This is a genomic window from Klenkia terrae, from assembly GCF_900491935.1.
Classification (GTDB): domain Bacteria; phylum Actinomycetota; class Actinomycetes; order Mycobacteriales; family Geodermatophilaceae; genus Klenkia; species Klenkia terrae.
The window spans coordinates 2,824,910-2,847,814 of the sequence record NZ_UEXK01000004.1 but is presented as its reverse complement, the minus strand read 5'-3'; the positions used below and the strand labels follow the sequence as shown (position 1 = coordinate 2,847,814).

19 protein-coding genes and 1 pseudogene are annotated in these 22,905 nt (G+C 74.0%); 7 read left to right on the top strand and 13 right to left on the bottom strand.

Features of this window, described 5'->3' with window-relative positions; genetic code table 11:
* The first annotated feature begins 57 nt into the window (after positions 1-57).
* Complete coding sequence (locus LFA75_RS14310) at positions 58-432, top strand: helix-turn-helix domain-containing protein (RefSeq protein WP_225234289.1); 375 nt, start codon at positions 58-60, stop codon at positions 430-432.
* A 3-nt stretch (positions 433-435) separates the two neighbouring features.
* Here the strand turns inward: LFA75_RS14310 and LFA75_RS14305 are convergent, their stop codons facing one another.
* The 6 genes from LFA75_RS14305 to LFA75_RS14280 all read right to left on the bottom strand — a co-directional run bounded on the left by LFA75_RS14305 (position 436) and on the right by LFA75_RS14280 (position 8,772).
* On the bottom strand, positions 436-2,241 hold the full coding sequence (locus tag LFA75_RS14305; RefSeq protein WP_225234288.1) for an ABC-F family ATP-binding cassette domain-containing protein: 1,806 nt from the start codon (positions 2,239-2,241) through the stop codon (positions 436-438).
* 159 nt (positions 2,242-2,400) lie between these two features.
* On the bottom strand, positions 2,401-3,354 hold the full coding sequence (locus tag LFA75_RS14300) for a transglutaminase family protein (RefSeq protein WP_225234287.1): 954 nt from the start codon (positions 3,352-3,354) through the stop codon (positions 2,401-2,403).
* Positions 3,355-3,359: 5 nt separating this feature from the next.
* Positions 3,360-4,310: an alpha-E domain-containing protein gene (locus LFA75_RS14295; protein WP_225234286.1), complete on the bottom strand. Its 951-nt coding sequence runs from the start codon at positions 4,308-4,310 to the stop codon at positions 3,360-3,362.
* Positions 4,304-5,899, bottom strand: coding sequence for a circularly permuted type 2 ATP-grasp protein (locus tag LFA75_RS14290; RefSeq protein ID WP_225234285.1), 1,596 nt, complete (start codon positions 5,897-5,899; stop codon positions 4,304-4,306). The genes LFA75_RS14295 and LFA75_RS14290 overlap by 7 nt, the downstream gene beginning before the upstream one ends.
* A 57-nt stretch (positions 5,900-5,956) precedes the next feature.
* Positions 5,957-7,579, bottom strand: coding sequence for a VWA domain-containing protein (locus tag LFA75_RS14285; RefSeq protein WP_225234284.1), 1,623 nt, complete (start codon positions 7,577-7,579; stop codon positions 5,957-5,959).
* Positions 7,580-7,731: 152 nt separating this feature from the next.
* Positions 7,732-8,772: a LacI family DNA-binding transcriptional regulator gene (locus LFA75_RS14280; RefSeq protein ID WP_225234283.1), complete on the bottom strand. Its 1,041-nt coding sequence runs from the start codon at positions 8,770-8,772 to the stop codon at positions 7,732-7,734.
* A gap of 231 nt (positions 8,773-9,003) precedes the next feature.
* On the opposite strand from LFA75_RS14280, the gene LFA75_RS14275 reads away from it, so the two are divergent.
* From LFA75_RS14275 to LFA75_RS14250, 6 genes and pseudogenes are all read left to right on the top strand, one after another.
* Entirely contained in the window at positions 9,004-10,275 is a 1,272-nt protein-coding gene (locus LFA75_RS14275) for an ABC transporter substrate-binding protein (protein WP_225234282.1), read from the top strand.
* 73 nt (positions 10,276-10,348) lie between these two features.
* The gene (locus LFA75_RS14270) at positions 10,349-11,362 is read left to right on the top strand and encodes a carbohydrate ABC transporter permease (protein ID WP_225234281.1); all 1,014 of its coding nucleotides are present in this window, start codon (positions 10,349-10,351) and stop codon (positions 11,360-11,362) included.
* Positions 11,359-12,261, top strand: coding sequence for a carbohydrate ABC transporter permease (locus tag LFA75_RS14265; RefSeq protein WP_225234280.1), 903 nt, complete (start codon positions 11,359-11,361; stop codon positions 12,259-12,261). Before LFA75_RS14270 ends, LFA75_RS14265 begins: the two co-directional genes overlap by 4 nt.
* 30 nt (positions 12,262-12,291) lie before the next feature.
* Complete coding sequence (locus tag LFA75_RS14260; protein ID WP_225234279.1) at positions 12,292-13,683, top strand: GH1 family beta-glucosidase; 1,392 nt, start codon at positions 12,292-12,294, stop codon at positions 13,681-13,683.
* Positions 13,684-13,798: 115 nt separating this feature from the next.
* Positions 13,799-14,776: a pirin family protein gene (locus tag LFA75_RS14255; RefSeq protein ID WP_225234278.1), complete on the top strand. Its 978-nt coding sequence runs from the start codon at positions 13,799-13,801 to the stop codon at positions 14,774-14,776.
* A pseudogene (locus LFA75_RS14250) lies at positions 14,773-15,537 on the top strand (pirin family protein); the annotation flags it as partial. The gene LFA75_RS14255 and the pseudogene LFA75_RS14250, both read left to right, overlap by 4 nt.
* Here the strand turns inward: LFA75_RS14250 and LFA75_RS24300 are convergent.
* Genes LFA75_RS24300 through LFA75_RS14215 form a run of 7 tightly spaced genes read right to left on the bottom strand, consistent with a single transcriptional unit; the run spans position 15,477 to position 22,864 of the window.
* The gene (locus LFA75_RS24300; protein ID WP_455428459.1) at positions 15,477-17,570 is read right to left on the bottom strand and encodes a TPM domain-containing protein; all 2,094 of its coding nucleotides are present in this window, start codon (positions 17,568-17,570) and stop codon (positions 15,477-15,479) included. The pseudogene LFA75_RS14250 and the gene LFA75_RS24300 sit on opposite strands and share 61 nt — an antisense overlap.
* A 47-nt stretch (positions 17,571-17,617) precedes the next feature.
* Entirely contained in the window at positions 17,618-18,379 is a 762-nt protein-coding gene (locus LFA75_RS14240) for a VOC family protein (RefSeq protein ID WP_225234276.1), read from the bottom strand.
* A 56-nt stretch (positions 18,380-18,435) separates the two neighbouring features.
* The gene (locus LFA75_RS14235) at positions 18,436-18,822 is read right to left on the bottom strand and encodes a type II toxin-antitoxin system death-on-curing family toxin (RefSeq protein ID WP_225234275.1); all 387 of its coding nucleotides are present in this window, start codon (positions 18,820-18,822) and stop codon (positions 18,436-18,438) included.
* Positions 18,819-19,010, bottom strand: coding sequence for a ribbon-helix-helix protein, CopG family (locus LFA75_RS14230; RefSeq protein WP_225236066.1), 192 nt, complete (start codon positions 19,008-19,010; stop codon positions 18,819-18,821). Before LFA75_RS14230 ends, LFA75_RS14235 begins: the two co-directional genes overlap by 4 nt.
* Before the next feature lie 58 nt (positions 19,011-19,068).
* Complete coding sequence (locus tag LFA75_RS14225) at positions 19,069-20,754, bottom strand: dipeptide ABC transporter ATP-binding protein (RefSeq protein ID WP_225234274.1); 1,686 nt, start codon at positions 20,752-20,754, stop codon at positions 19,069-19,071.
* On the bottom strand, positions 20,751-21,770 hold the full coding sequence (locus LFA75_RS14220; RefSeq protein WP_225234273.1) for an ABC transporter permease: 1,020 nt from the start codon (positions 21,768-21,770) through the stop codon (positions 20,751-20,753). The genes LFA75_RS14225 and LFA75_RS14220 overlap by 4 nt, the downstream gene beginning before the upstream one ends.
* A complete protein-coding gene (locus tag LFA75_RS14215; protein WP_225234272.1) occupies positions 21,770-22,864 on the bottom strand; it encodes an ABC transporter permease in 1,095 nt (364 codons plus the stop codon). Before LFA75_RS14215 ends, LFA75_RS14220 begins: the two co-directional genes overlap by 1 nt.
* Positions 22,865-22,905 lie beyond the last annotated feature (41 nt).

Genomic DNA, 22,905 nt, shown 5'->3' with positions numbered 1-22,905 from the left:
GGAGATCGGACGCCGATCGGCGCGCGCGTTCGTTTCGTTCGATTTACAGTGTGCCCCGTGGACCACCACCTGCGCGAGTCGACGGTGCACCCGCCGTCCGCTCCGCCCGCGCTGCCGCGCGGCCCGTGGTGCCTGCGCGGGGTGGACGGGACGGAGATCACGCTGCCCGCGGCGCTCGCCGAGGCCCTGGAGTTCGTCGCCGACGCCTTCGTCGACGGGGCCGCGGTCACCCTGACCCGGCACGAGCGGATGGTGACCACCCAGGAGGCGGCCGACCTGCTGGGGGTCAGCCGTCCGACCCTGGTCCGGATGCTCGACCACGGGCTGATCCCCTACGACCAGCCCGGCAGCCACCGCCGGCTGCGGCTCAGCGACGTCCTGGACCACCAGCGCCGCTGCCACCACGAGGAGCCGGCTCCCCCACCCGCGTGAGCCCTAGGCGTCGGCGAGCTCGGCGGCCTCCAGCCAGGCGGTCTCGACCTGCTCCTTCTCGGTCTGGACGGCGATCAGCTGCGCGTTGAGCTCGGCGACCTTCGCGTGGTCGGTCGCCGCGTCCAGCAGCTGGCCGTGCAGCTTCTTCTCGTCGGCGTCGAGCTTGAGCATCCGGCGCTCGAGCTTCTGCACCTCCTTGCGGGCGGCGCGGGCCTCGGCCGCGCTGACCACGGGCGCCTGCGCCGTCGTCCCGAGGCCGTTGGAGGCACCCGCGGCCGTGGTGAGCGGCGCGCCGCCGGCGGCCCGCCGCCGCAGGTACTCCTCGACGCCGCCGGGCAGCTGGGCCAGCGAGCCGTCACCGAGCAGCGCGACGACGGTGTCGCAGACCCGGTCGACGAAGTACCGGTCGTGGCTGACCACCAGCACCGTGCCGGGGAACCCGTCGAGGAGGTCCTCCAGCGCGGTCAGGGTGTCGATGTCCAGGTCGTTGGTGGGCTCGTCGAGGATCAGCACGTTGGGCTCGGCCATCAGCAGCCGCAGCAGCTGCAGCCGTCGCCGCTCGCCGCCGGAGAGGTCCCCGACCGGGGTCCACTGCCGGCTGGCCGCGAAGCCGAACCGCTCGGCCAGCGTGGAGGCGGAGATCTCCTGGTTGCCCAGCCGGGCCACCCGGGCGACGTCCTGCACGGCCTCGAGCACGCGCGCCTTGGGCGGCAGCTCGGTGACGTGCTGGGACAGGTAGGCCGCCGACACGGTCTGGCCGGTCTTCACCTCGCCGGCGTCCGGCTGGTTCTCCCCCACCAGCAGCTTCAGCAGCGACGTCTTGCCCGCGCCGTTGACCCCGACGATGCCGATCCGGTCGCCCGGGCCGACGTTCCAGTCCAGGTCGCGGAACAGCGTGCGCGGCCCGTCCTCGGTGGGGACGGCGTAGTCGACGTGCTCGAGCTCGAAGACCGTCTTGCCCAGCCGGCGGGCGGCGAAGTTGGCCAGCGCCAGCTTGTCCCGGGCCGGCGGCTCGTCGGCGATCAGCGCCTGGGCTGCGTCGATGCGGAACTTGGGCTTGCTGGTCCGGGCCGGCGGGCCACGGCGCAGCCAGGCGAGCTCCTTGCGGACCAGGTTGAGCCGGCGCTCCTCGGTGACGCTGGAGATCCGGGCGCGCTCGGCGCGGGCCAGCGTGTAGGCGGAGTAGCCGCCGTCGTAGGCGTAGACCGAGCCGTCGGCGACCTCCCACGTGGTCGTGCAGACCTCGTCGAGGAACCAGCGGTCGTGGGTGACGACCACCATGCCGCCGGCGCGCTGCTTGACGTACTCGGCCAGCCACGCGACGCCCTCGACGTCCAGGTGGTTGGTGGGCTCGTCGAGGACCAGCAGGTCCAGCGGCCGGACCAGCTGCGCGGCCAGCGCGACGCGGCGGCGCTCGCCACCGGACATCGGCGCCACGGGGGCGTCCAGGCCGAGCCGGTCCAGCTCCAGGCCGGTCAGCACCGAGCGGACGGCGGGGTCGGCGGCCCACTCGTGCTCGGCGGCGTAGCCGGAGAGGACGACGTCGTGCACGGTCGTGCCCTCGGGCAGCGTGCCGGCCTGGTCGAGGACACCCATGGCGATGTCGTTGCGCATGGTGACCCGGCCGGAGTCGGGCGGCTCGGCCCCGGTCAGCACCGACAGCAGGGTGGACTTGCCCCCGCCGTTGCGGCCGACGACGCCGATCCGCTCGCCGGCGGAGATGCCGAGGGAGACGTCGTCGAGCAGGGAGGTGGTGCCGTGGGCCTTGGAGACGCGTTCGAGCGAGACCAGGTTGAGCGGAGTCGTCATGAGGACTCCATCCTCCCAGGTCCCCGCCACCCACTCCGCACGGCGTGGATCAGGTCCGACGACGGGCGTGCATCCTCAGCCGCCGACGTCGGTGGCCCAGGATGCATGCTGCTCGTCGCAGCTGATCGACGCCGGGGACGGCGGCCGTGGTCCCGGGCCTCAGGCCAGGCGGGTGACCTCGACGACGACGGAGTGCCCCTCGCTGCGCGGGCCGGAGAAGATGCCCTTCAGCGGCGGCACGTCCTTGTAGTCCCGCCCACGCCCCAGGGTCACGTGCCGGGTGCCGATCTCCACGACGTTGGTCGGGTCGTAGCCGGTCCAGGAGCCGTCCCACCACTCCACCCAGGCGTGGCTCTCGCCCTTGACCGCCTCGCCGATCGGCGCGCCCGGCTTGGGGTGCAGGTAGCCCGACACGTAGCGGGCCGGGATGCCGAGGGAGCGCAGCAGGCCCACCGACACGTGCGCCATGTCCTGGCAGACGCCCTTGCCCGACGTCCAGGCCTGCATGGCGTTGGTCTTCACGTTGGTGGACCCGGACAGGTACTGCATGTGGTCGTGCACGAACCGCGAGATCCGGTGGCCGGCCTCGCGCGGGTCGGCGTCCCCGATGACCTCGCGGGCCGCCCGCACCACCGGCGGGTCCATGGCGGTCAGCCGGGTCGGGGCCAGCATCTCGCCGAACCGGTCGACGACGTCCCGGTCGGCCAGGGCCTCCCAGCTCACCACCGCGGCCTGCTCCGGCTCGGGACCGGCCTCGACCACCGACGTCGCCACCACGGCGAGCTCGCGGTGCGGTCCGTGCAGGTCGAACGCGGTGACCGTGGAGCCCCAGTAGTCGCGGTAGGCGTGCATGGTCGCGGCCGGCTCGACCTCGACGCGCGAGCGCAGGGTGGTCTGCCGGGTGGTGTTCTCCGGCGTCATCCGGGCCTCGTTGTAGGAGCTGCGGACCGGCCCGGCGTAGGAGAACTTCGTCCGGTGCACGATCTGCAGCCGCCACCGCTCGACCCCCTGGGCGGGCGCCTGGCTCTGCAGCTGACCGGTCTGCGGCACGGCGGCGCGGGGCAGCGGACCGGTCACCGGTTCGGGGAGCCGCTGGCTCTGGGACTGGGACATCGAGGTCACCCCACGCCTTCCGGGACCCACACCTGCGGGGCCTGCTCGGTGAAGAACCTGCTGGTGACCGCCTCGCTGGCGGCCGAGCAGGTGCGCTGCAGCTCGTCGAGCCGGGTGGGCAGCTTGGCCAGGATCTCGTCGGTGCCCATGAACTCGAGCATGGTGCGGGCGCGGCCGACGATCCGGTGCGCCTCCCCCGAGACCCCGATCCGGTGGCCGTCGCGGACGTTGGAGCGCTCCAGCTCGGCCAGGCAGCCCTCGGCCTGCTCGAGCGCGGCGAACACCGACCGCGGGAACAGCCGGTCCAGCAGCAGGAACTCCGCCGCCCGACTGGAGTTCACCGCTCCCCGGTAGGTGCGCAGGTAGGGCTCGTAGGCCCCGGTCGAGCGCAGCACCAGCGTCCAGGACGGCGCGGCGTCCCCGGCCAGGACGCGGGTGGACAGCATCCGGCTGGTCATGTCGACCCGCTCCAGCGAGCGGCCGAGGATGAGGAACAGCCAGCTCTCGTCGCGGCTCATCGTGGCGTCGGCCAGGCCGAACACCATCGCCGAGCGCTCCCGGACGAACCGGTAGAGCGAGTGCGGGCCGTAGCGGCGGGCCATCGTGCGCTGCTGCGGCAGCGCGTTGTGCGTGACGTTGAGGGACTCCCAGATCTCGGCCGAGAGCACCTCGCGGGCACCGCGGGCGTTCTCCCGGGCCGCGGACAGCGCGCCGACGATCGAGCTCGGGGCGACCCGGTCGAAGGCCAGGGTGGCCAGCACCCGCTCGGTGTCGGCCTCCTCCAGCGGGCAGGGCACGCCCATCAGCGCGAGCAGGTTGTGGCAGGCCCGCTGCTCGTCGATCCACGGGTCCTCGACCAGCCGCTGGGTGTGCACGTCGAGGATGCGGGCGGTGTCGTCGGCCCGCTCCACGTACCGACCGATCCAGAACAGCGACTCCGCGATCCGGCTCAGCACGACGTCACCTCCTGCTGCTGCTGCTGCTGTTGCTGCTGGCCCTGGGCGACCGCGTTGTCGTTGGCCGGGCCCGGGTCCTGCGCGGGGGGCTCGGCGGGCAGGTCGGCGGTGGTGAACTCGATCTGGGTCCGGTCGGGCACCGGCTCCTCCACCGGGCGCGGCCCGGAGATCACCCAGGTGTCCTTGGAGCCGCCGCCCTGGCTGCTGTTGACCACCAGCTCCCCCTCCGGCAGCGCCACCCGGGTCAGGCCACCGGGCAGCACCCACACGTCGGTGCCGTCGTTGACCGCGAACGGCCGCAGGTCCACGTGCCGCGGGGCGATCTTGCCGTTGATCAGCGTCGGGGACGTCGAGAGCCCGATCGGCTTCTGCGCGATCCAGTCCCGCGGGGCGGCGCGCACCTTGACGGCCAGCTCGGTGAGGGTCTTCTCGTCGGCGCGCGGGCCGATCACGATGCCCTTGCCGCCGGAGCCGTCGACCGGCTTGAGCACGAGGGAGTCCAGGTTCGAAAGCACCCACTCGGTGGCGTCGACGTCGTCCAGGCGGTAGGTGTCGGCGTTGGCCAGCACCGGCTCCTCGTCCAGGTAGTAGCGGATGAGGTCGGGCACCCAGGTGTAGATCAGCTTGTCGTCGGCGACGCCGTTGCCGACGGCGTTGGCGATGGTCACCCGGCCGGCGCGGGCGGCGTTGAGCACGCCGGCGCAGCCGATCACGGAGTCCGACCGGAAGTGCACCGGGTCGAGGAACTCGTCGTCGATCCGCCGGTAGATGACGTCGACCCGCTGCTGGCCGTCCGTCGTCCGCATGCTGACCTGGCCGCCGGAGCACACCAGGTCGCGGCCCTCGACCAGCTCGACGCCCATCTGGCGGGCCAGCAGGGCGTGCTCGAAGTACGCGGAGTTGTAGACGCCCGGGGTGAGGACGACGACCGTCGGGTCCCCGACCGTGGAGGGCGCCGAGGCCTTGAGCGCGGCGAGCAGCTTGGTCGGGTAGTCCGCGACCGGCTGGATGCGGTGGTCGCCGAACAGCTCGGGCAGCACCTGGCTCATCGCCGCGCGGTTGGTGATCACGTAGCTGACGCCCGACGGGCTGCGGAGGTTGTCCTCCAGCACCCGGAAGTCCCCGGCCTCGTCGCGGACCAGGTCGATGCCGCTCACGTGCACGCGGACGCCGTTGGGCGGCACCAGCCAATGCGCGGCGCGGTGGAAGTGCGCGCTGGTGGTGATCACGCTGCGCGGCACGATGCGGTCGGCGAACACCTGCCCGGCGCCGTAGACGTCGGCGAGGAACGCCTCCAGGGCGTGCACCCGCTGGGCGACGCCGCGCTCGATGTGCGCCCACTCGTCGGCGCCGATCACCCGCGGCACGATGTCCAGCGGGAAGGGCTGCTCCTCGCCGGCGTGCGCGAAGGTGACACCCGCGTCGCGGTAGGTCTGGCTCAGCACGTCCGCGCGGGCGGCGAGCTCCTCGCCCGACATGGGTTGCAGGGAGCTGAAGAGCCCGGCGTACGGCGGCCTGGGCTGGGCCGGCGCGCCGAACATCTCGTCCCACTGCTCCCCGAGGGGGTAGCCGTCGAAGAGGTCCGCCATGCGGCGAACCTAGTTCCCGGCCGTGAACGGCGCGTTTCGGCGCGCGCGGAGGACCGGTCAGCGGTTCTGCAGGGCCTCGAAGAGCACCGTCTGCAGGTCGTCGGCCTCCACCGCGGGGTAGGCCGCGCCGCCGGTGGCCTCGGCGATGCGCTGCAGCACGCCCTGGTCGGCGTCCGGGCCGATGCCGACGGCGACCACCTGCACCGGCCGGGCCGGGTCCACCTCGGCGGCCAGGGTGGCCAGCAGCTCGTCCTCGCCGATGCCCGACGGGTCGTCGTCGGTGCCGTCGGTGAGCAGGACGACGGTGTTCACCGCGCCCGGGTCGTAGGACTCCCGCGCCGACCGCACGGCCGCCAGCGCGGTGTCGTAGAGCCCCGTCCCGCCGGCGGTGAGCAGGTCGGGCAGCTCGCCGAACCGGTCGGCCAGCAGCTCGCGCTGGGTCTGGCCGTCCACCGGGGTGCCGAAGGGCCGCAGCGGGACCAGCTCGCGCCAGTCCTGGGCGCCGTCCAGCCGGGCGGCGAAGACCCAGAGCCCGCCGACGGTGCGGTCGGGCAGGACGGCCAGGGCCGAGGTCAGCGCGTCGCGGGCCAGCGTGGCCCGGGTGCCCTCGCCGAGGGCGGCGTCCATGGAGGCGCTGGTGTCAACGACGGTGAGCAACCGGCTGGGCGTGGCCAGGTCGGCGAGCCGGCCGGGCAGCGCGGCCACCGCGTCGGCGGCGAGCTCCCAGACCGGCGGCTGCGCGGCGTCGCCCGCGGCGCGGCCGGTGGTGTCCCGCCAGCCGGCGTCGCGGACCGCGGTGCCGTCGGCAGCCGTCGCGGCCAGCCGCTCGAGCACCGCGTCGACTGCGGGGTCACCGCGTCCGGCGGCCGTGCGCAGCACCGGCAGCGACAGCACCGGGGCACCCTCGGACGGCACCACCACGGCCAGGTCGCCGGCGCCGTCCGCCGAGGCCGCGGCGACCTGCTGCTCGGTGGCCACCACCACGGGCGCGTCGTCGGCACCGGCGACGGCCGCGGCGAGCGCCTGCTCGGTGCCGGTCCCGGCGCGGCCGGCCGACACCACGGCCTGCACCACGGCCGTGTCCCCCAGCTCACCGGGCCCGGCGCTGGACTGCAGCGCGGCAAGCGCGATCAGCCCGGCGGCCTCGGACGGGCCGGGCAGCACGGCCCGGCCCGCGGCCTCGGCCCAGGTCGGCGGCGTCGTCGACCAGCCGAGCCCGTCGGCCACGGCCCGGCTGGTGGCCACGACCAGGGAGGTCTGGCCCAGCTCGGTCCCGTCGGCGTCGACGGTCGCCCCGGCCCGGGTCGCCCAGGACACGTCGTCGGGCACCCAGATCTGGGGCTGGGTGCCGAGGTCGCTGCCGGCCAGGACTCCCGAGGTCTGCAGCGGCGGCTCGGTGCGCACCTCGGCGACCGCGCACCGGTAGCCGCCGATCGGGATCGGCCCGGCGAGCTGGTCGCGGACCAGCGCCCCGATCTCGGGGACCACGGTCACCCGGACGGCGGCGTCGACCCGGCAGGCCTCGGCGTCGGCGGCCGGCGTGGTCGCCCCCGACGGCCGGGTCACCACCCACACCACGGCGGCCAGCGCCAGGACGGTGACCACGGCGACCGCCACCGGCAGACCCCGCCGGCGGGGAGGGGTCGACTGCGCGTGCCGGGTCGGGGTGTGGCGGCCCATCGGGGAGGTCTCCTGGCTGCGGGGCTCGCGGACAGCCCGGTTGTCGCGGACGCTAGGCGGGATCGGCCCGATCGCCCCCCCGGTCACCCGGACGGAGGACGCCCCCGCCTGGGGTGTCGCGACGTCGTGTCACGCCCCGGGCACCGTCCGGCTCAGGCGGAGGCCCGCCGGACGAGCCGGGTGGGGCAGGTGCGGGACTCCGCCGGCTCGGCCCGGCCGTCGATCTGGCGACCCAGGAGCTCCACCAGCTCGGTGGTCATCACGTCCAGCGGCTGCGCCACGGTGGTCAGCGGCGGGTCGCTGGTCAGCGCCACGTCCGCGTCGTCGAAGCCGACCACCGCGACGTCCTCGGGCACCCGGCGCCCGGCCGCCCGCAGCGCCCGCAGCGCGCCCACGGCCATCGGGTCGGAGGCGACGAAGACCGCGTCGAGGTCGGGCGCCTGGTCCAGCAGCCGGGCCATCGCCGCCTCGCCGCCGGCCTCGGTGAAGTCGCCGTGCGCGACGAGGGCCGGGTCGGGACGACGGCCCGCGTCGGTGGTCGCGGCCACCCATCCCGCGTGCCGGTCGACGCCGGCGATCATGTCCATCGGCCCGGTCAGGACGGCCACCCGGGACCGGCCCAGGCCGATCAGGTGCTCGGTGGCCACCCGGGCGCCGCCCTGGTTGTCGGCGTCGACGTAGGCCACCGACCGGCCGTCGTAGGGCCGTCCGCACAACACCAGCGGGACGCCGGCCTCGGTGAGGATGTCGGGCAGCAGGTCCTCGCTGTGCAGTGACATCAGGACGACGCCGTCGACGTGCCCCTGCCGGGCGTAGCGGGCGATCTTCTGCTGCTCGCGGGCGTCGCGGGCGGTCAGCAGGACCAGGGTCAGCTCGGTCTCGGCGAGGGCGGCGGAGACCCCGTGCACGATGCTGGCGAAGAACGGGTCGGAGAAGACCTGGCTGTTGGGCTCGCTGAGCACCAGCGCGATGGTGTCGGTGCGCCGGGTGACCAGGCTGCGGGCCATCCGGTTGGGCACGTAGCGCAGCTGCGCGATCGCCGCCTGGACGGCGACCCGGGCCTCCGGGCTGACCTTGGGCGACTCGTTCACCACCCGCGACACCGTCGCCCGGGAGACCCCGGCCAGGAGCGCGACCTCGTCCAGCGTCGGCGGCCCGGTCGCCGGGGCGCTCGTCGTCAGGTCCGTGGTCACGGGGCCATCGTGCGGCACGGGGAGCCGTCTGGGAAGGGCTCGTGGAAGCGCTCCCACGAATTTCTCCCAGCTGCTTGACAGGCTGCTGTGACGCCAGCCACTCTCCATCTCGCAAGCCGTGAGAGCGTTCTCACGGCCCCCGTCGGAGGGCATCGGCGCACCGACCCGGCGGCTCACACTGGAGGTTCCATGTTGGTATCCCGGCGGGCTCGGGCGGCTGCTGCGGCAGCTGTGTCCCTCGCCCTGCTCACCTCGGCCTGCGGCGGCAGCGACAGCGGCGACGGCGGCGAGGACGGCCAGACCACCCTGACCCTGGGCCTCTACGGCACCTTCGGCTACGAGGAGGCGGGTCTCTACGACGAGTACATGGAGCTGAACCCGGACATCCGGATCGAGCAGAGCGTGGTCGCCCAGTCCGGGCCGTACTACCAGGCGCTGCAGACCCGGTTGGCCGCCGGCTCGGGCATGGCCGACGTGCAGGGCCTGGAGATCGGCTTCATCGCCGACGTGACCGCCAACAACGCCGACGCCTTCGTCGACTTCGCGGCGGCGAACAACGCCGACGAGCTGGAGGGCAACTACTACGACTGGAAGTGGGACCAGGCCAGCACCGACGACGGTCGGGTGATCGGCCTCGGCACCGACGCCGGCCCGCAGGCCATGTGCTACCGCCAGGACCTCTTCGAGCAGGCCGGCCTGCCCACCGACCCGGCCGCGGTCAGCGCGCTGTGGCCGACCTGGGACGAGTACCTCGCGACCGGGCAGCAGTACCTCGCCTCGCCGACCCGGCAGCAGGACAGCGCCTTCGTCGACAGCCCCAACAGCGTCTTCGCCCCCGCCGTCCGGCAGGGCGACACCACCTACGCCGACGAGGACGGGAACCCCGTCGTCGAGGACAGCGACGGGGTGCAGACCGCCTGGGGCCTGGCCAGCCAGGCCGCCGGCGACGGGCTGACCGCCCGGCTCGCCCAGTTCAGCGACGAGTGGAACGCCGCCTTCACCAACGGCGCGTTCGCCACGATCGCCTGCCCGTCCTGGATGCTCAGCTACATCACCTCGCAGATGGGCGACGAGGGCTCCGGGCTGTGGAACATCGCCACGCTGCCCGGGCAGTCGGAGGCCGGCAGCACCTGGGGCGGCTCGTGGCTCGGGGTCCCGAGCAGCGGTGAGCACGTCGAGGAGGCCACCGCGCTGGTCGAGTGGCTGACCGCCCCCGAGCAGCAGATCCGCATGTTCACCGAGCAGGGCTTCTTCCCGTCCAGCTCGGTCGCGGCCGACAGCCCGGAGGTAGCCGGTGCCACGAGCGCGTACTTCAGCGACGCGGCCATCGGGCAGGTGTTCGGCGACGCCGCAGCCGCGGTCCAGCGCACCCCGATCAGCCAGTACGACACCCAGATCCAGGACGCCTTCTCGGCGGCCCTGACCTCGGTGGCCGACGGCAGCCGCGACCCCGACCAGGCCTACGCCGACGCACTGGCGGCCATCGAGCAGGTCACCGGCTGATCCCCGCGGTGCCCGGGGGGCCATCCCCCCGGGCACCGCGCTCCCCTACCCGCCGCCACCGCCTGGAGCCCCCGTGACCCTCGCCGACGACAGCCCGCGGACCCTGGCCGGGACCACCGGTCTGGCCGACGCCACTGCCCAGGACGTCGCCGACGTCCGCCCGCCGCGCGCCCCCCGCCGCGGTCCCTCGCTGTCCCGCAACCGCTGGGGCTACGGCTACGTCGCCCCGTTCTTCGTGGTGTTCGGCGCGTTCAGCCTCTTCCCCTTCCTCTTCACCGCCTGGATCTCCCTGCACGACGCCCGGTTGAGCGACATCGACGGCGGCACGTTCGTGGGGCTGGACAACTACGCGGCCCTGCTGGGGAACGACTTCTTCTGGAACGCGCTGCGCAACACGATCACGATCGGGATCCTCGCGACGGTCCCCCAGCTGTGCCTGGCCCTGGGGCTGGCCCACCTGCTGCACTACAAGCTCCGCGGCCGGACGTTCTTCCGCACCCTGATGCTGATGCCCTACGCCACCAGCATCGCGGCGGCGACCCTGGTCTTCGCCACCCTGTTCGGCCGGGACTACGGGATCATCAACACCGCGCTGGAGGCCGTCGGGCTGGACCGGGTTGACTGGGAGGCCGGCACCTGGAGCTCCCAGATCGCGATCGCGGTGATCGTGACCTGGCGCTGGACCGGCTACAACGCGCTGATCTACCTGGCCGCCATGCAGTCGATCCCCGGCGAGCTCTACGAGGCCGCCGAGATGGACGGCGCCAGCCGGTGGCGGCAGTTCCTGCACGTCACGATCCCGTCGCTGCGCCCGACGATCCTGTTCACCGTCGTCGTCTCGACCATCGGGGCCATCCAGCTGTTCGGCGAGCCCCTGCTGTTCGCCGGCAACGGCAGCACCACCGGCGGCTCCCGGAACCAGTACCAGACGCTCGGCCTGCTGATGTACCAGCAGGGCTGGAGCAACTTCAACGTCGGGCAGGCCGCCACCACGGCCTGGGCGATGTTCCTCATCATCCTGCTGGTCATCGGCCTCGCCGCCGTCGCCGGCCGGATCCGTTCCCGCCGCCGGGGAGACCTGCGATGACCGCCGTGCTCGACCGCCCCTCCGACAGCTCCCCCGAGGTCGGCCGGCGCTCGCCGCTGCGCCGGCGGAAGCCCCGCTCCCGGGCCGGGAAGGCCGGGCCGATCACCTACACCCTGGTGGTGCTGACGGCCCTGGTCTCGGTCTTCCCGCTGTACTGGGCGACCGTCGCCGGCTCGCACACCAACGCCGAGATCGCCGCCAAGCCCCCGCCGTTCCTGCCCAACGCGACCCTGTTCGAGAACGTCGCGCGGGCGTCGGAGCAGGCGCCGATGGGCCTGGCGATCCTGAACTCGGTGCTGGTCTCCAGCGCGATCACCGTGGGCACCGTGCTGTTCTGCACGCTGGCCGGGTTCGCCTTCGCCAAGCTGCGCTTCAAGGGCAACGGCGTCCTGCTGTCCCTGGTGGTCGGCACGATGATGGTGCCGACCCAGCTCTCGGTGATCCCGCTGTTCATGATGATCGCCGACCTGCAGTGGGTCGACCAGCTGCAGGCGGTCATCCTGCCCACGCTGGTCAGCGCGTTCGGCGTGTTCTTCATGCGCCAGTACCTGTCGACGGCGCTGCCCGACGAGCTGCTGGAGGCCGGTCGGGTCGACGGCGCCTCCACGCACCGGATCTTCTTCTCCATCGTGCTGCCGGTGGCCCGGCCGGCGATGGCGGTGCTGGGCATGCTCACGTTCCTGACCGCCTGGAACGAGTTCTTCTGGCCGATCATCGCGCTCACCGCGGCCAACCCGACCGTGCAGGTGGCCATCGCCAACCTGGGCTCGGGCTACGTGCCCCAGCGCGCCGTGATCATGGCCGGCACCCTGCTCGGCACGCTGCCCGTCCTGGCCGTGTTCGCCGTCCTCGGCAAGCAGATCGTCGGCGGCATCATGTCCGGCGCCGTCAAGGGCTGACCTCCCCTCCACTCCCCCGAAAGGCATCCCGTGACGAGCACCGACACCCGCCCGCAGACCGCTGACCTGGTCTTCCCCGCCGACTTCGTGTTCGGCGCGGCCACCGCCGCCTACCAGATCGAGGGGGCCGTGGACGTCGACGGCCGAGGCCCCTCCATCTGGGACACCTTCAGCCACACCCCCGGCAAGACCCACCTGGGCCACACCGGGGACGTCGCCGTCGAGCACCACGCCCGGTACCGCGAGGACGTCGCGCTGATGGCCGACCTGGGACTGTCGGCCTACCGGTTCTCCGTCTCCTGGTCCCGGGTGCTGCCCGAGGGCACCGGGCGGGTGGAGCAGCGCGGGCTGGACTTCTACCGCCGGCTGGTCGACGAGCTGCTCGGCGCCGGCGTCGACCCCTGGCTGACGATGTACCACTGGGACCTGCCGCAGGCGCTGCAGGACCGCGGCGGGTGGACAGACCGGGACACCGCGCACCGGTTCGCCGAGTACGCCGACGTGCTGCACGGCGCGCTGGGTGACCGGGTGACGCACTGGTCGACGCTGAACGAGCCGATGTGCAGCGCGCTGCTCGGGCACATGTCCGGCCAGCACGCGCCGGGCCAGCAGGACGCCGTCGCCGCGTCGCGGGCCACCCACCACCTGCTGCTGGCGCACGGGCTGGGCACCCGGGTGCTGCGGGACCGCGGGGCCACCTCGCTGGGCCTGACGCTGAACTTCACCCCGATGACCCCGGCCACCGACTCCCCCGCCGACGTCGACGCCGCCCGCCGCTGCGACGGCCAGCAGAACCGGATGTTCCTGCTGCCCGCGGTGACCGGCGCCTACCCGGCCGACGTCGTCGAGGACCTGGCCGCGGCCGGTGCACCGCTGCCGGTCGAGGACGGCGACCTCGAGGTCATCGCCGCCCCGCTGGACTGGCTGGGCGTCAACTACTACTTCAGCTCCGTCGTCCGGGACACCGGTGCACCCACCGGGAAGCAGTCCTCCTTCATCGGCGCCGAGCAGGTCGAGGACCTGGAGCCGGTCGGCCCGACGACGACCATGGGCTGGGGCATCGACGCCCCGGCGTTCACCTCCCTGCTGACCTGGATCGGGTCGGTCGCCCCCGGGCTGCCGCTTGTGGTCACCGAGAACGGGTCCGCCTGGCCGGACGCGGTCTCCCCCGACGGCGCCGTCCACGACCCCGAGCGGGTGGCCTACCTGCACGAGCACCTGACCGCGGTGACCGACGCGGTCGCGCTCGGGGCCGACGTCCGGGGCTACTTCGCCTGGTCGCTGCTGGACAACTACGAGTGGGCCCGCGGCTACGACCAGCGCTTCGGCATCGTGCACGTGGACTACGAGACCCAGGTCCGGACGCCGAAGGACAGCGCCCTCGCCTACGCCGAGGTCCTGCGCCGCCACCGCGAGGGCTGACCGACTCCCCCCGCCCCCGCATGCCTCGGCGCGGGGGCGGGGCCGGGGAAGACATCCCAGCACCGGTGGGTTACCGTCCTCGCAAGTAGTTGAACACTCAACTCAGGAAGTCGGGATGCCCGCCATCACCGTCGAGGACACCACCACGCTGGCGCGGGTCCCCGTGCCCGCCCCGAGGACCGTGCGCCGCCGGGTCCGCTCGGTGACCACCGCGCCGCGCGGGTTCGAGGGCGAGGGCTTCCCGGTCCGCCGGGCGTTCGCCGGCGTCGACCTGCGCGACCTCGACCCGTTCATCCACATGGACCAGATGGGCGAGGTCGAGTACGCCCCGGGTGAGCCCAAGGGCACCTCCTGGCACCCGCACCGCGGCTTCGAGACCGTCACCTACATCATCGACGGCACCTTCGAGCACGCCGACAGCCACGGCGGCGGCGGGTCGATCACCAACGGCGACACGCAGTGGATGACCGCGGGCGGCGGCGTCCTGCACATCGAGCGGCCGCCGGAGTCGCTGGTGGTCAGCGGTGGGCTGTTCCACGGCCTGCAGCTCTGGGTGAACCTGCCCAAGGCGCAGAAGTGGGTCGAGCCGCGCTACCAGGACCTGCGCGCCGACCAGTCGGTGCTGCTGGCCAGCCCGGACGCCGGTGCCTTCCTCCGGGTGATCGCCGGCGACGTCGGCGGCCACGCCGGCCCGGGCACGACGTACACCCCGATGGCGATGGTGCACGCGACGATCGCCCCCGGCGCGACGCTCGACCTGCCGTGGGACCCCTCGTTCAACGCGCTGGTCTACGTGCTCAGCGGCAACGGGAAGGTCGGCATCGACGACCAGCCCGTGACCGGCGGCCAGCTGGCGGTCTTCGGCCCCGGCGACACCGTGACGGTCAAGGGCGCCGACCACCAGGACAGCCGGACGCCGGCGCTGGACGTCGTCATCCTGGGCGGACGCCCGATCCGGGAGCCGATCGCGATGTACGGGCCGTTCGTGATGAACACCCGCCAGGAGGTCATGGACGCCTTCACCGACCACCAGGCCGGACGGCTGGGATCCGTCCCCGCGGCGCACGCCGAGGTGCGAGGCTTCTCGGCATGAGCGACCTGGAGCCCCGCCCCACCCCGCACGTGCTGGGTGGGGCGGGGCCCGTCGCACCCCGCCCGGCGCTGGACCTCCTGCCGGGCAAGAGCGTCACCCTGGGCGAGCGGATGCAGGTCCGCCGCCTGCTGCCGACCCTGGGCCGGCGGATGGTCGGCGCCTGGGCGTTCGTGGACCACTACGGTCCCGACGACATCGCCGGCACCGACGGCATGCAGGTCATCCCGCACCCGCACACCGGGCTGCAGACGGTCTCCTGGCTGATCGAGGGCTCGGTGCACCACCGGGACTCCCTCGGCAGCGACGTCGAGTTCGGCGTCGGCGAGCTCGCGCTGATGACGGCCGGGCACGGGATCAGCCACTCCGAGCAGTCCCCGGCCACGCACCCCCGGATGCTCCAGGGCGCCCAGCTGTGGGTCGCGCTGCCCGACGGCTCCCGCGACGTGGCGCCGGCCTTCGAGCACCACGCGTCCCTGCCGGGGTTCACCTCCGACGGCGTGACCGCCACCGTGCTCATGGGCTCCCTGGGCGGGGCGACCTCACCCGGGACGGCCTACACCCCGCTGGTCGGCGTCGACCTCGCGCTGGCGGCGGGCGCCGACGTCGAGATCCCGCTGGAGCCCGGCTTCGAGCACGCGGTGCTGGCGTCGTCCGGGTCCTCGGTGGTGGAGGGCGCCCCGGTCGACCACGGCTCGATGCTCTACCTGGGCACCGGACGCCGGACCCTGCGACTGTCGGCCGACGCGCCCTCGCGGGTGCTGCTGCTGGGCGGCGAGCCGTTCGAGGAGCAGATCGTCATGTGGTGGAACTTCGTCGGCCGACAGTCGCAGGGTCCGGCGTCCGGTGCCCAGGTAGAGCATCGAGCCGTGGTCGACCGGGGCGCCCTCCNGACCGGTGGCGCAGCTGTTCTTCTGTGAGAGGCCGGGCGCACCCCCCAGCCCGACACGGGGAGTCCCGGCGGCGGGCTCGGGTGTGTAAAAGAGACGGCGCGGGCCCCGCCGAAGAAGCCACCGCCACCGGAGTAGGAGGACTGCGACTCGCGGTCGCGGCGGGCACGGTCCACCAGCGACACGGCCTCCTCGGCCAGCGAGCTGGCCCGCGCCGCCGACTGCGACGACCCGGCCGGGTCGGTGCTGAACGCGGCCTCGGCGGCGGCGAGCAGGCGCTCGGCCTCGCTGAGCCGGGTGCGCGGCGTCGTCCCGGCCCAGTCCCGGCCGCTGGCCACCGCCGCACCGGCCGAGCTCACCGAGCTGCGCGCGGACAGCAGCGCCCGCTCGGCCCGGGCCGCGACGGCCCGGCGCTCGACCTGGGCGGTCTGCGCGGCGGCGAGGGCGGCGTCCAGCCCGTCGTCGGCGGCGTCCAGCCGGGCCAGCGCGGCGATCGGGTCGGGCGCCGGGCCGGCCATCAGCTGGTCGGCGACGCCCAGGGCATCGCGCGCCTGGGTGACCGGCTCGGCCGTCCCGGCGGCGTCGGCGGGGTCCACCCGGCCGGCGGCGACCAGCCCGGCCTCGACCTCGGCCCGCGCCGCGGGCACCGCACCCGCCGCGGTGTCGAGCTCCTGCGCCCGCGCGGCCAGGGAATCCAGGCTGGCCTGGGCCGATGCCACCGCGTCCTCGGCCGTGCGCAGCGAGGGCACCGCCGCGCCGGTGCGCCCAGCCTGCAGCTCGGTCTGCGCCGCGGCGACCGCCTGCTCGGCGGCGGCGAGCTGCTCGCGCACCCGGACCGGGACGTCGGCCACCGGCGCCAGTGCGGACACCGCCCAGCGGCGGCCGAGCTGGGCCAGCCGCTCCTCCTCGGCGGGCAGCCGGCCGGTCAGCCCGGTGATCCGCGGCGCCAGCCCGGCCAGCACCTGCGGCGCGTTGGCCTCCAGGTCGCGCAGGGCGGCGAACTCCACGGCCTGCGCGTCGAGCTGGTCGTCGGCGGCCTGCAGCAGCTCCAGCACCCGGGCGAGCATCCGGCGCCGGGTGGGCTCGTCCTCGGGCACCTCGTCGTCGAGCTGCTGCCGGAGGGCGAACGCCTCGGCGAGCTGGGCGCGGGCGGCGGCCACCGTGCCGGCGAACCCGGTGACCCCGGCCTCGCCGTACTGCAGGCGCGCGAAGTCCAGGTCGAGCTGGGAGGTGCGGACGGCCTCGTCGACGGCCAGCAGGCCCTCGCTCGCCTTCGCGGTCAGCTGCTCGGTGCTCTGGTCGGGGTAGGGCCCGGCCTTGCGGATCGCCTCGGCCTCCTCGGCGGCCCGTCGGCGCCGGCGCACCACGGCGTACCCGCCGCCACCGAGGGCCGCGGCGGCCACCACCCCGCCCAGCACGTAGCGGCCGGTGTAGCTCGGGCTGAGCCCGTCGGCCATGGCGATCGCGGCACCGGCCCAGTCCTCCTCGGACAGGCGCGGCTCGACCTGGTCGGTCTCCAGCGCGATCTGGTCGTCGTCGGAGCCGATGACCGCGTACGGGATCGAGGTGCCGTAGTCACGGCTCTCGGTGGCCACGGCGAGCAGCACGTCGCCGTCGCCGAACCCGGACAGCTGGGCGGTCTGCGCCGCCCAGTCCGGCCCGGAGGTGCCGTCGAAGGTGGTCTCGAAGACCACGAACAGCTGCACGCCCTGGTCGTCGCGCAGCTCGTCCAGCGCCGTCTGCACCTGGGTGCGCTCGTCGTCGGACAGGGCACCGGCGTCGTCGGTGATCTGGTCGTCCAGCCGCAGCGGTTCCTGCGCGGCGGCGGGCCCGGCCAGCAGCAGGGGTCCCACCGCCAGCGCCGCGACGGCGAGGAGACGGGGCAGCACGGCACTCGGTCGCGGCATGGGCGCCATCCTGCTGCATGCCCGGCCGCGCACGTGCCACCCGACGCTCAGGCGGCGTCGCCCGACGTCTGCATGAGCGAGAAGGCCGCACCCTGGGGGTCGGCGACCACCGCGTACCGGCCGTACGGCGAGTCCTGCGCGGCCCGCAGGACGGTGCCACCGCGCGCGGTCACGGCGGCCACCACGGCGTCGGTGTCGTCGACGGCGAAGCACACCCCCCACCCCTGCACGGGCGAGTCGGCACCGGACCCCAGGCCGCCCAGCCAGCGGTCGCCGAGCCGGAAGGTCTGGTAGGTGTCCTCGCCCTCCACCGGGTCCCAGGCCCAGCCGAACAGGGCGGTGTAGAACTCGCGGGCCGCCGTGCGGTCGTCCACCACGGCCTCGTTCCAGACCAGGCCGCCGTGCTGGTTGAACAGCTCGACGCCCGGGTGCTGGCCCGCCTGCCACAGCCCGAACACCGCGCCGGTCGGGTCGGCGACCACGGCCATCGAGCCGAGCGGGCCGACCTGCTCCGGGCCCACCTGCAGCGTCCCGCCGGCGGCCTGCGCGGTGGCCACCGAGGCGGCGACGTCGTCGGTGGCGACGTAGGTCAACCAGGCCGGCGTCTGGCCCTCCTGCGCGGCGCCCAGCCCGGCGACCCGGTGCCCGTCGAGCGAGGCGCTGGAGTAGCCGCCCGCCTCGGGCGGCCCCTCGGGCACGGTCCAGCCGAACACCTCGGCGTAGAAGGTGCGGGCGGCGGGCAGGTCGGTGGCGGCCAGGTCGATCCAGCACGGGGTGCCGGCGGGCCAGGGGGTGTTCCGGGTGGGCATCGTCGTCCTCCTCGTCGGGCGGGTGCGGGCACCCTCCCACCGAGGTCCGACAGGATCTAGCGCAGTCCGGCGGCCACGACCCGCGCGATGTCCGGGACGTCGATCTCCCCGGCCGCGACCGCGACCACCAACGCCTCGGCGTCGTCGACCTCCAGCAGCAGGTCGACACCGTTGAGCAGGCACATCACCCGGCCCGCAGCCCAGGCCAACCGCTCGTTGCCGTCCACGAGCGGGTGGTTGCGCGCCAGCGAGTGCATCAGCGCGGCGACCTTGTCGGCGAAGGTCGGATAGGCGTCGGCCCCGAACACCGTGGTCCTGGGGCGCGCCGCGGCCGAGGCCAGCAGCCCGAGGTCCCGGACCTGCACCCCGTCCACGATGCCCGCGGCCACCTCCAGCAGGTCCTCGACGGTGAGGTGGTCGACGACCTCCCCGCCCGGGGTCACCGGGCCAGGCGGTCGAGCAGCTCGGCGTCCTCGGTGCGCACGCGGGCGATGGCCGCGCTCAACCGGGCAGGCCGGTCGCTGACGTACTCCCGGATGGCTGCTCGGGCGACCTCCTGCATCGAGGTGCCCTCCCGCTCCGCCCGCTGCCGGAGGGCCTCGGTCTCGTCGTCGGTCAGCCGCAGGTTCATCGCCACGGCAGGATGGTACCGCCGCGGTACCACCCTGCCGGCCACCTGCACCCTGCCGTCACCCCCGGAGGGCGGTCCACGCGGCGCGGCGCTGCGCCTGCTCGGCGGGGTCGGGCACGGGCAGCGAGGCGAGCAGCCGCCGGGTGTAGGGGTCCTGCGGGTTGCCCAGCACCTGCTCCCCGGTGCCCTCCTCGACCAGCCGGCCCCGGTGCAGCACCGCGATCCGGTCGGCGAGCAGGTCGACGACGGCCAGGTCGTGGCTGATGAACAGCGCCGCGAACCCGAACTCGCGCTGCAGCTCGTCGAAGAGGTCCAGCACCCGCGCCTGCACCGAGACGTCCAGCGCCGAGGTGGGCTCGTCGGCGATCAGCAGCTCCGGCTGCAGGGCGAGCGCCCGGGCCAGCGAGGCCCGCTGCCGCTGCCCGCCGGACAGCTCGTGCGGGAACCGGTCGCCGAACGCGCGGGGCAGCTGCACGGCCTCCAGCAGCTCGTCCACCCGGCCGCGCGCCGCCCGCGGGTCACCGGCCTCCCCGTGCACGACCAACGGCTCGGCCACGGCGTCGGCGATGGTCAGCAGCGGGTTGAAGCTGGTCGCCGGGTCCTGGAAGACGAACCCGATCCGCCGGCGCACCGGCCGGAGGGCCTTCTCCTTCATCCCGGCCACCTCGGTGCCCAGCACCTGCAGCGAGCCGCCGGCGACCGGCGTCAGGCCGGCGATGGCCCGGCCGATCGTGGACTTGCCGCTGCCGCTCTCCCCCACCAGGCCCAGCACCTCACCGGGCGCGATGGTGAAGCTGACCCCGTCGACCGCGGTGAAGTCCGGCTGGCGGAAGCGGCCGCGGTAGACGATCTGCAGGTCGCGGGCGACGACGGCCGGGGCGGCGTCGGCCCAGCCCTCGGGACGGCGGGCGGCCCGCTCCTGCGCCCGGACGGTGCCCTGGCCCAACCGCGGCACCGAGCCCAGCAGCTTCTTCGTGTACTCCTCCTGCGGAGCGGCGAACAGCGTGGCGACGTCGGCGGTCTCCACCAGCTCGCCCTGGTACATGACCGCCACCCGGTCGGCCAGGTCGGCGACCACGCCCATGTTGTGGGTGATCAGCACGATCGAGGCGCCGAACTCGTCGCGGCACCGGCGCAGCAGGTCCAGGATCTCGGCCTGCACGGTGACGTCGAGGGCCGTGGTCGGCTCGTCGGCGACGATCACCCCGGCCTCCAGCGCCAGCGCCTGGGCGATGACGATGCGCTGCTTCTGGCCGCCGGAGAACTGGTGCGGGTAGTGGTCGACCCGCTGCTCGGGGTCGGGGATGCCGACCCGGCGCAGCACGTCGATCGCGGTCGCCCGTGCCTCCTTCTTCGACACGTCGCCGTGCGCCCGCAGGCCCTCGGCGATCTGCCAGCCCACCGGCCGGACCGGGTTGAGCACGCTGCCGGGCTCCTGGAACACCATCGCGGCGTCCCGGCCGCGCACCTCGCGCATCTCACGGCCGCTGAGGGTGACGACGTCAGCGGTCGAGCTGCCGTCGCGGCTGCGCAGCACCACCGCACCGCGGGTCAGCGCCGTCTCCGGCAGCAGCCCCAGCACCGTGCGGGCGGTGACGGTCTTGCCGCTGCCGGACTCCCCCACGATGGCCAGCACCTCGCCGCGGTGCAGCTGCAGCGAGACGCCCTTGACCGCCGCGACGTCCCCGCCGTCGGTGGCGAAGGTGACCCGCAGGTCCTGGATGTCGACGACCGGGTCGGTCACGGGAGTACTCCTTCGGTGCCGGCGGCCAGCCCGCCGCCGGGGGTGACGGCGACGTCGGCCGGCGGGGGGGCGTCCGCGGCCCGGCGCCGGGCGCGGAGCCGAGGGTCGGCCAGGTCGTTGAGGCTCTCCCCGACCAGGGTCAGCCCCAGCACGGTGAGCACGATCGCCGAACCCGGGAAGATCGAGGTCCACCAGATGCCGCTGGTGACGTCGGAGATGGACCGGTTGAGGTCGAAGCCCCACTCGGCGGCCGCGGTCGGCTGGATGCCGAAGCCCAGGAAGCCCAGCCCGGCCAGGGTCAGGATCGCCTCGGAGGCGTTCAGCGTGACGATCAGCGGCAACGAGCGGGTGGCGTTGCGGAGCACGTGCCGGGTCATGATCCGCCAGGTGCTGGTGCCCACCACGCGGGCGGACTCCACGAACGCCTCGCTCTTGATCCGCACCGTCTCCGCACGGACCACCCGGAAGTACTGCGGGATGAAGACCACGGTGATCGAGATGGCCGCGGCCAGCACACCGCCGACCAGGCTGGACTGGCCACCGCTGATCACGATGGCGGCCACGATCGCCAGCAGCAGCGAGGGGAAGGCGTAGACGGCGTCGGCGACGACCACCAGCACCCGGTCCAGCCAGCCGCCCAGGTAGCCCGAGACCAGCCCGAGCAGCACGCCGGCCACGATCGACAGCAGGATCGCCACGACGATGACGAACAGCGCCGTCCGGGTGCCGTAGAGGACCCGGGAGAGCACGTCGTAGCCGCCGACCGTCGTGCCCAGCCAGTGCTCGGCCGACGGTGACTGCTGGGCGCCGAAGGTGCCGTCGGCGTCGCGCAGCTGGCCGTAGCCGTAGGGCGCCAGCAGCGGGGCGAAGACCGCGGTGAGCACGAAGACGCCGGTGATGGTCAGGCCGGCGACGAGCATGCCGCGCTGCAGGCCCACGCTCTGCCGCAGCTGGTGGACGACGGGCAGCGAGCGCCAGGTCCGCCGGCGCACGGGGGTCGGTGCCGCGGTGGCCATCAGTACCTCACCCGGGGGTCGATGAGCGCGGCGACGACGTCGACGACGAAGTTCGTCAGCGCCACGATGACCGCCAGCAGCGCCACGATGCCCTGCACGGCCACGAAGTCGCGGGCCTGCAGGTACTGGCCCAGCTGGAAGCCCAGCCCGCGCCACTCGAACGTGGTCTCGGTGAGCACCGCCCCGGACAGCACGAGGGCGACCTGCAGGCCGATGACGGTGATGATCGGGATGAGTGCCGGGCGGTAGGCGTGCTTGCGCACCAGCCGCGACTCGCTGACCCCGCGGGAGCGGGCGGCCTCGACGTAGCCCGCGCCCAGGGTGCCGATCATGTTGGTGCGCACCAGCCGGAGGAAGACCCCGGCGGTCAGCAGACCCAGCGCGATCGAGGGCAGGACGGCGTAGCGCAGCACCTCGACGACCAGGTCGCCGTCGCCGGTGCTGATCGCGTCGATCAGGAAGATGCCCGTGCCGGCGCCGTTGCGGTTGAGCTGGATCTGCCCGCGGGTGGAGATCCGGCCGGCGACCGGCAGCCAGTCCAGCCACACCGAGAAGACCAGCTTGAGCAGCAGCCCGGCGAAGAAGACCGGGGTGGCGTAGCAGAGGATCGCGAAGACCCGGAGGATCGCGTCGGGGTACCGGTCGCGCACCTTGGCGGCGACCATGCCCAGCGGGATGCCGATCACGAAGGCGACCAGCAGGCCGTAGACCGCCAGCTCGAGGGTGGCCGCGCCGTAGGTGGTGAGCACCTCGGTCACCGGGCGCCGGTCGGTGCTCGTCGTCCCGAAGTCCCCGCGCAGCAGGCCGCCGAGGTAGTCCAGGTACTGCACCAGCAGCGGCCGGTCGTAGCCGGCCTCCCGGATCCGCTCGGCCAGCTGGTCGGCGGGCAGCCGCCCGCCCAGCGAGGCGGTGATCGGGTCACCGGTGGTGCGCATGAGGAAGAAGACCGCGGTCACCAGGATGAACACGGTCGGGATGATCAGCAGGGCCCGCACCAGCAGGTAGCTGCCCAGCCCGCCGCCGCGGCGCCGGCGGGCGGCGGGGGCGTCGGCGGGGACGGCCGGCGGTGCCGGGTCCTGCGTCGCGGTGGTCATCGGGTGGTGCTCATGGGGCGCTCGCTCCTGGGATCACGCGT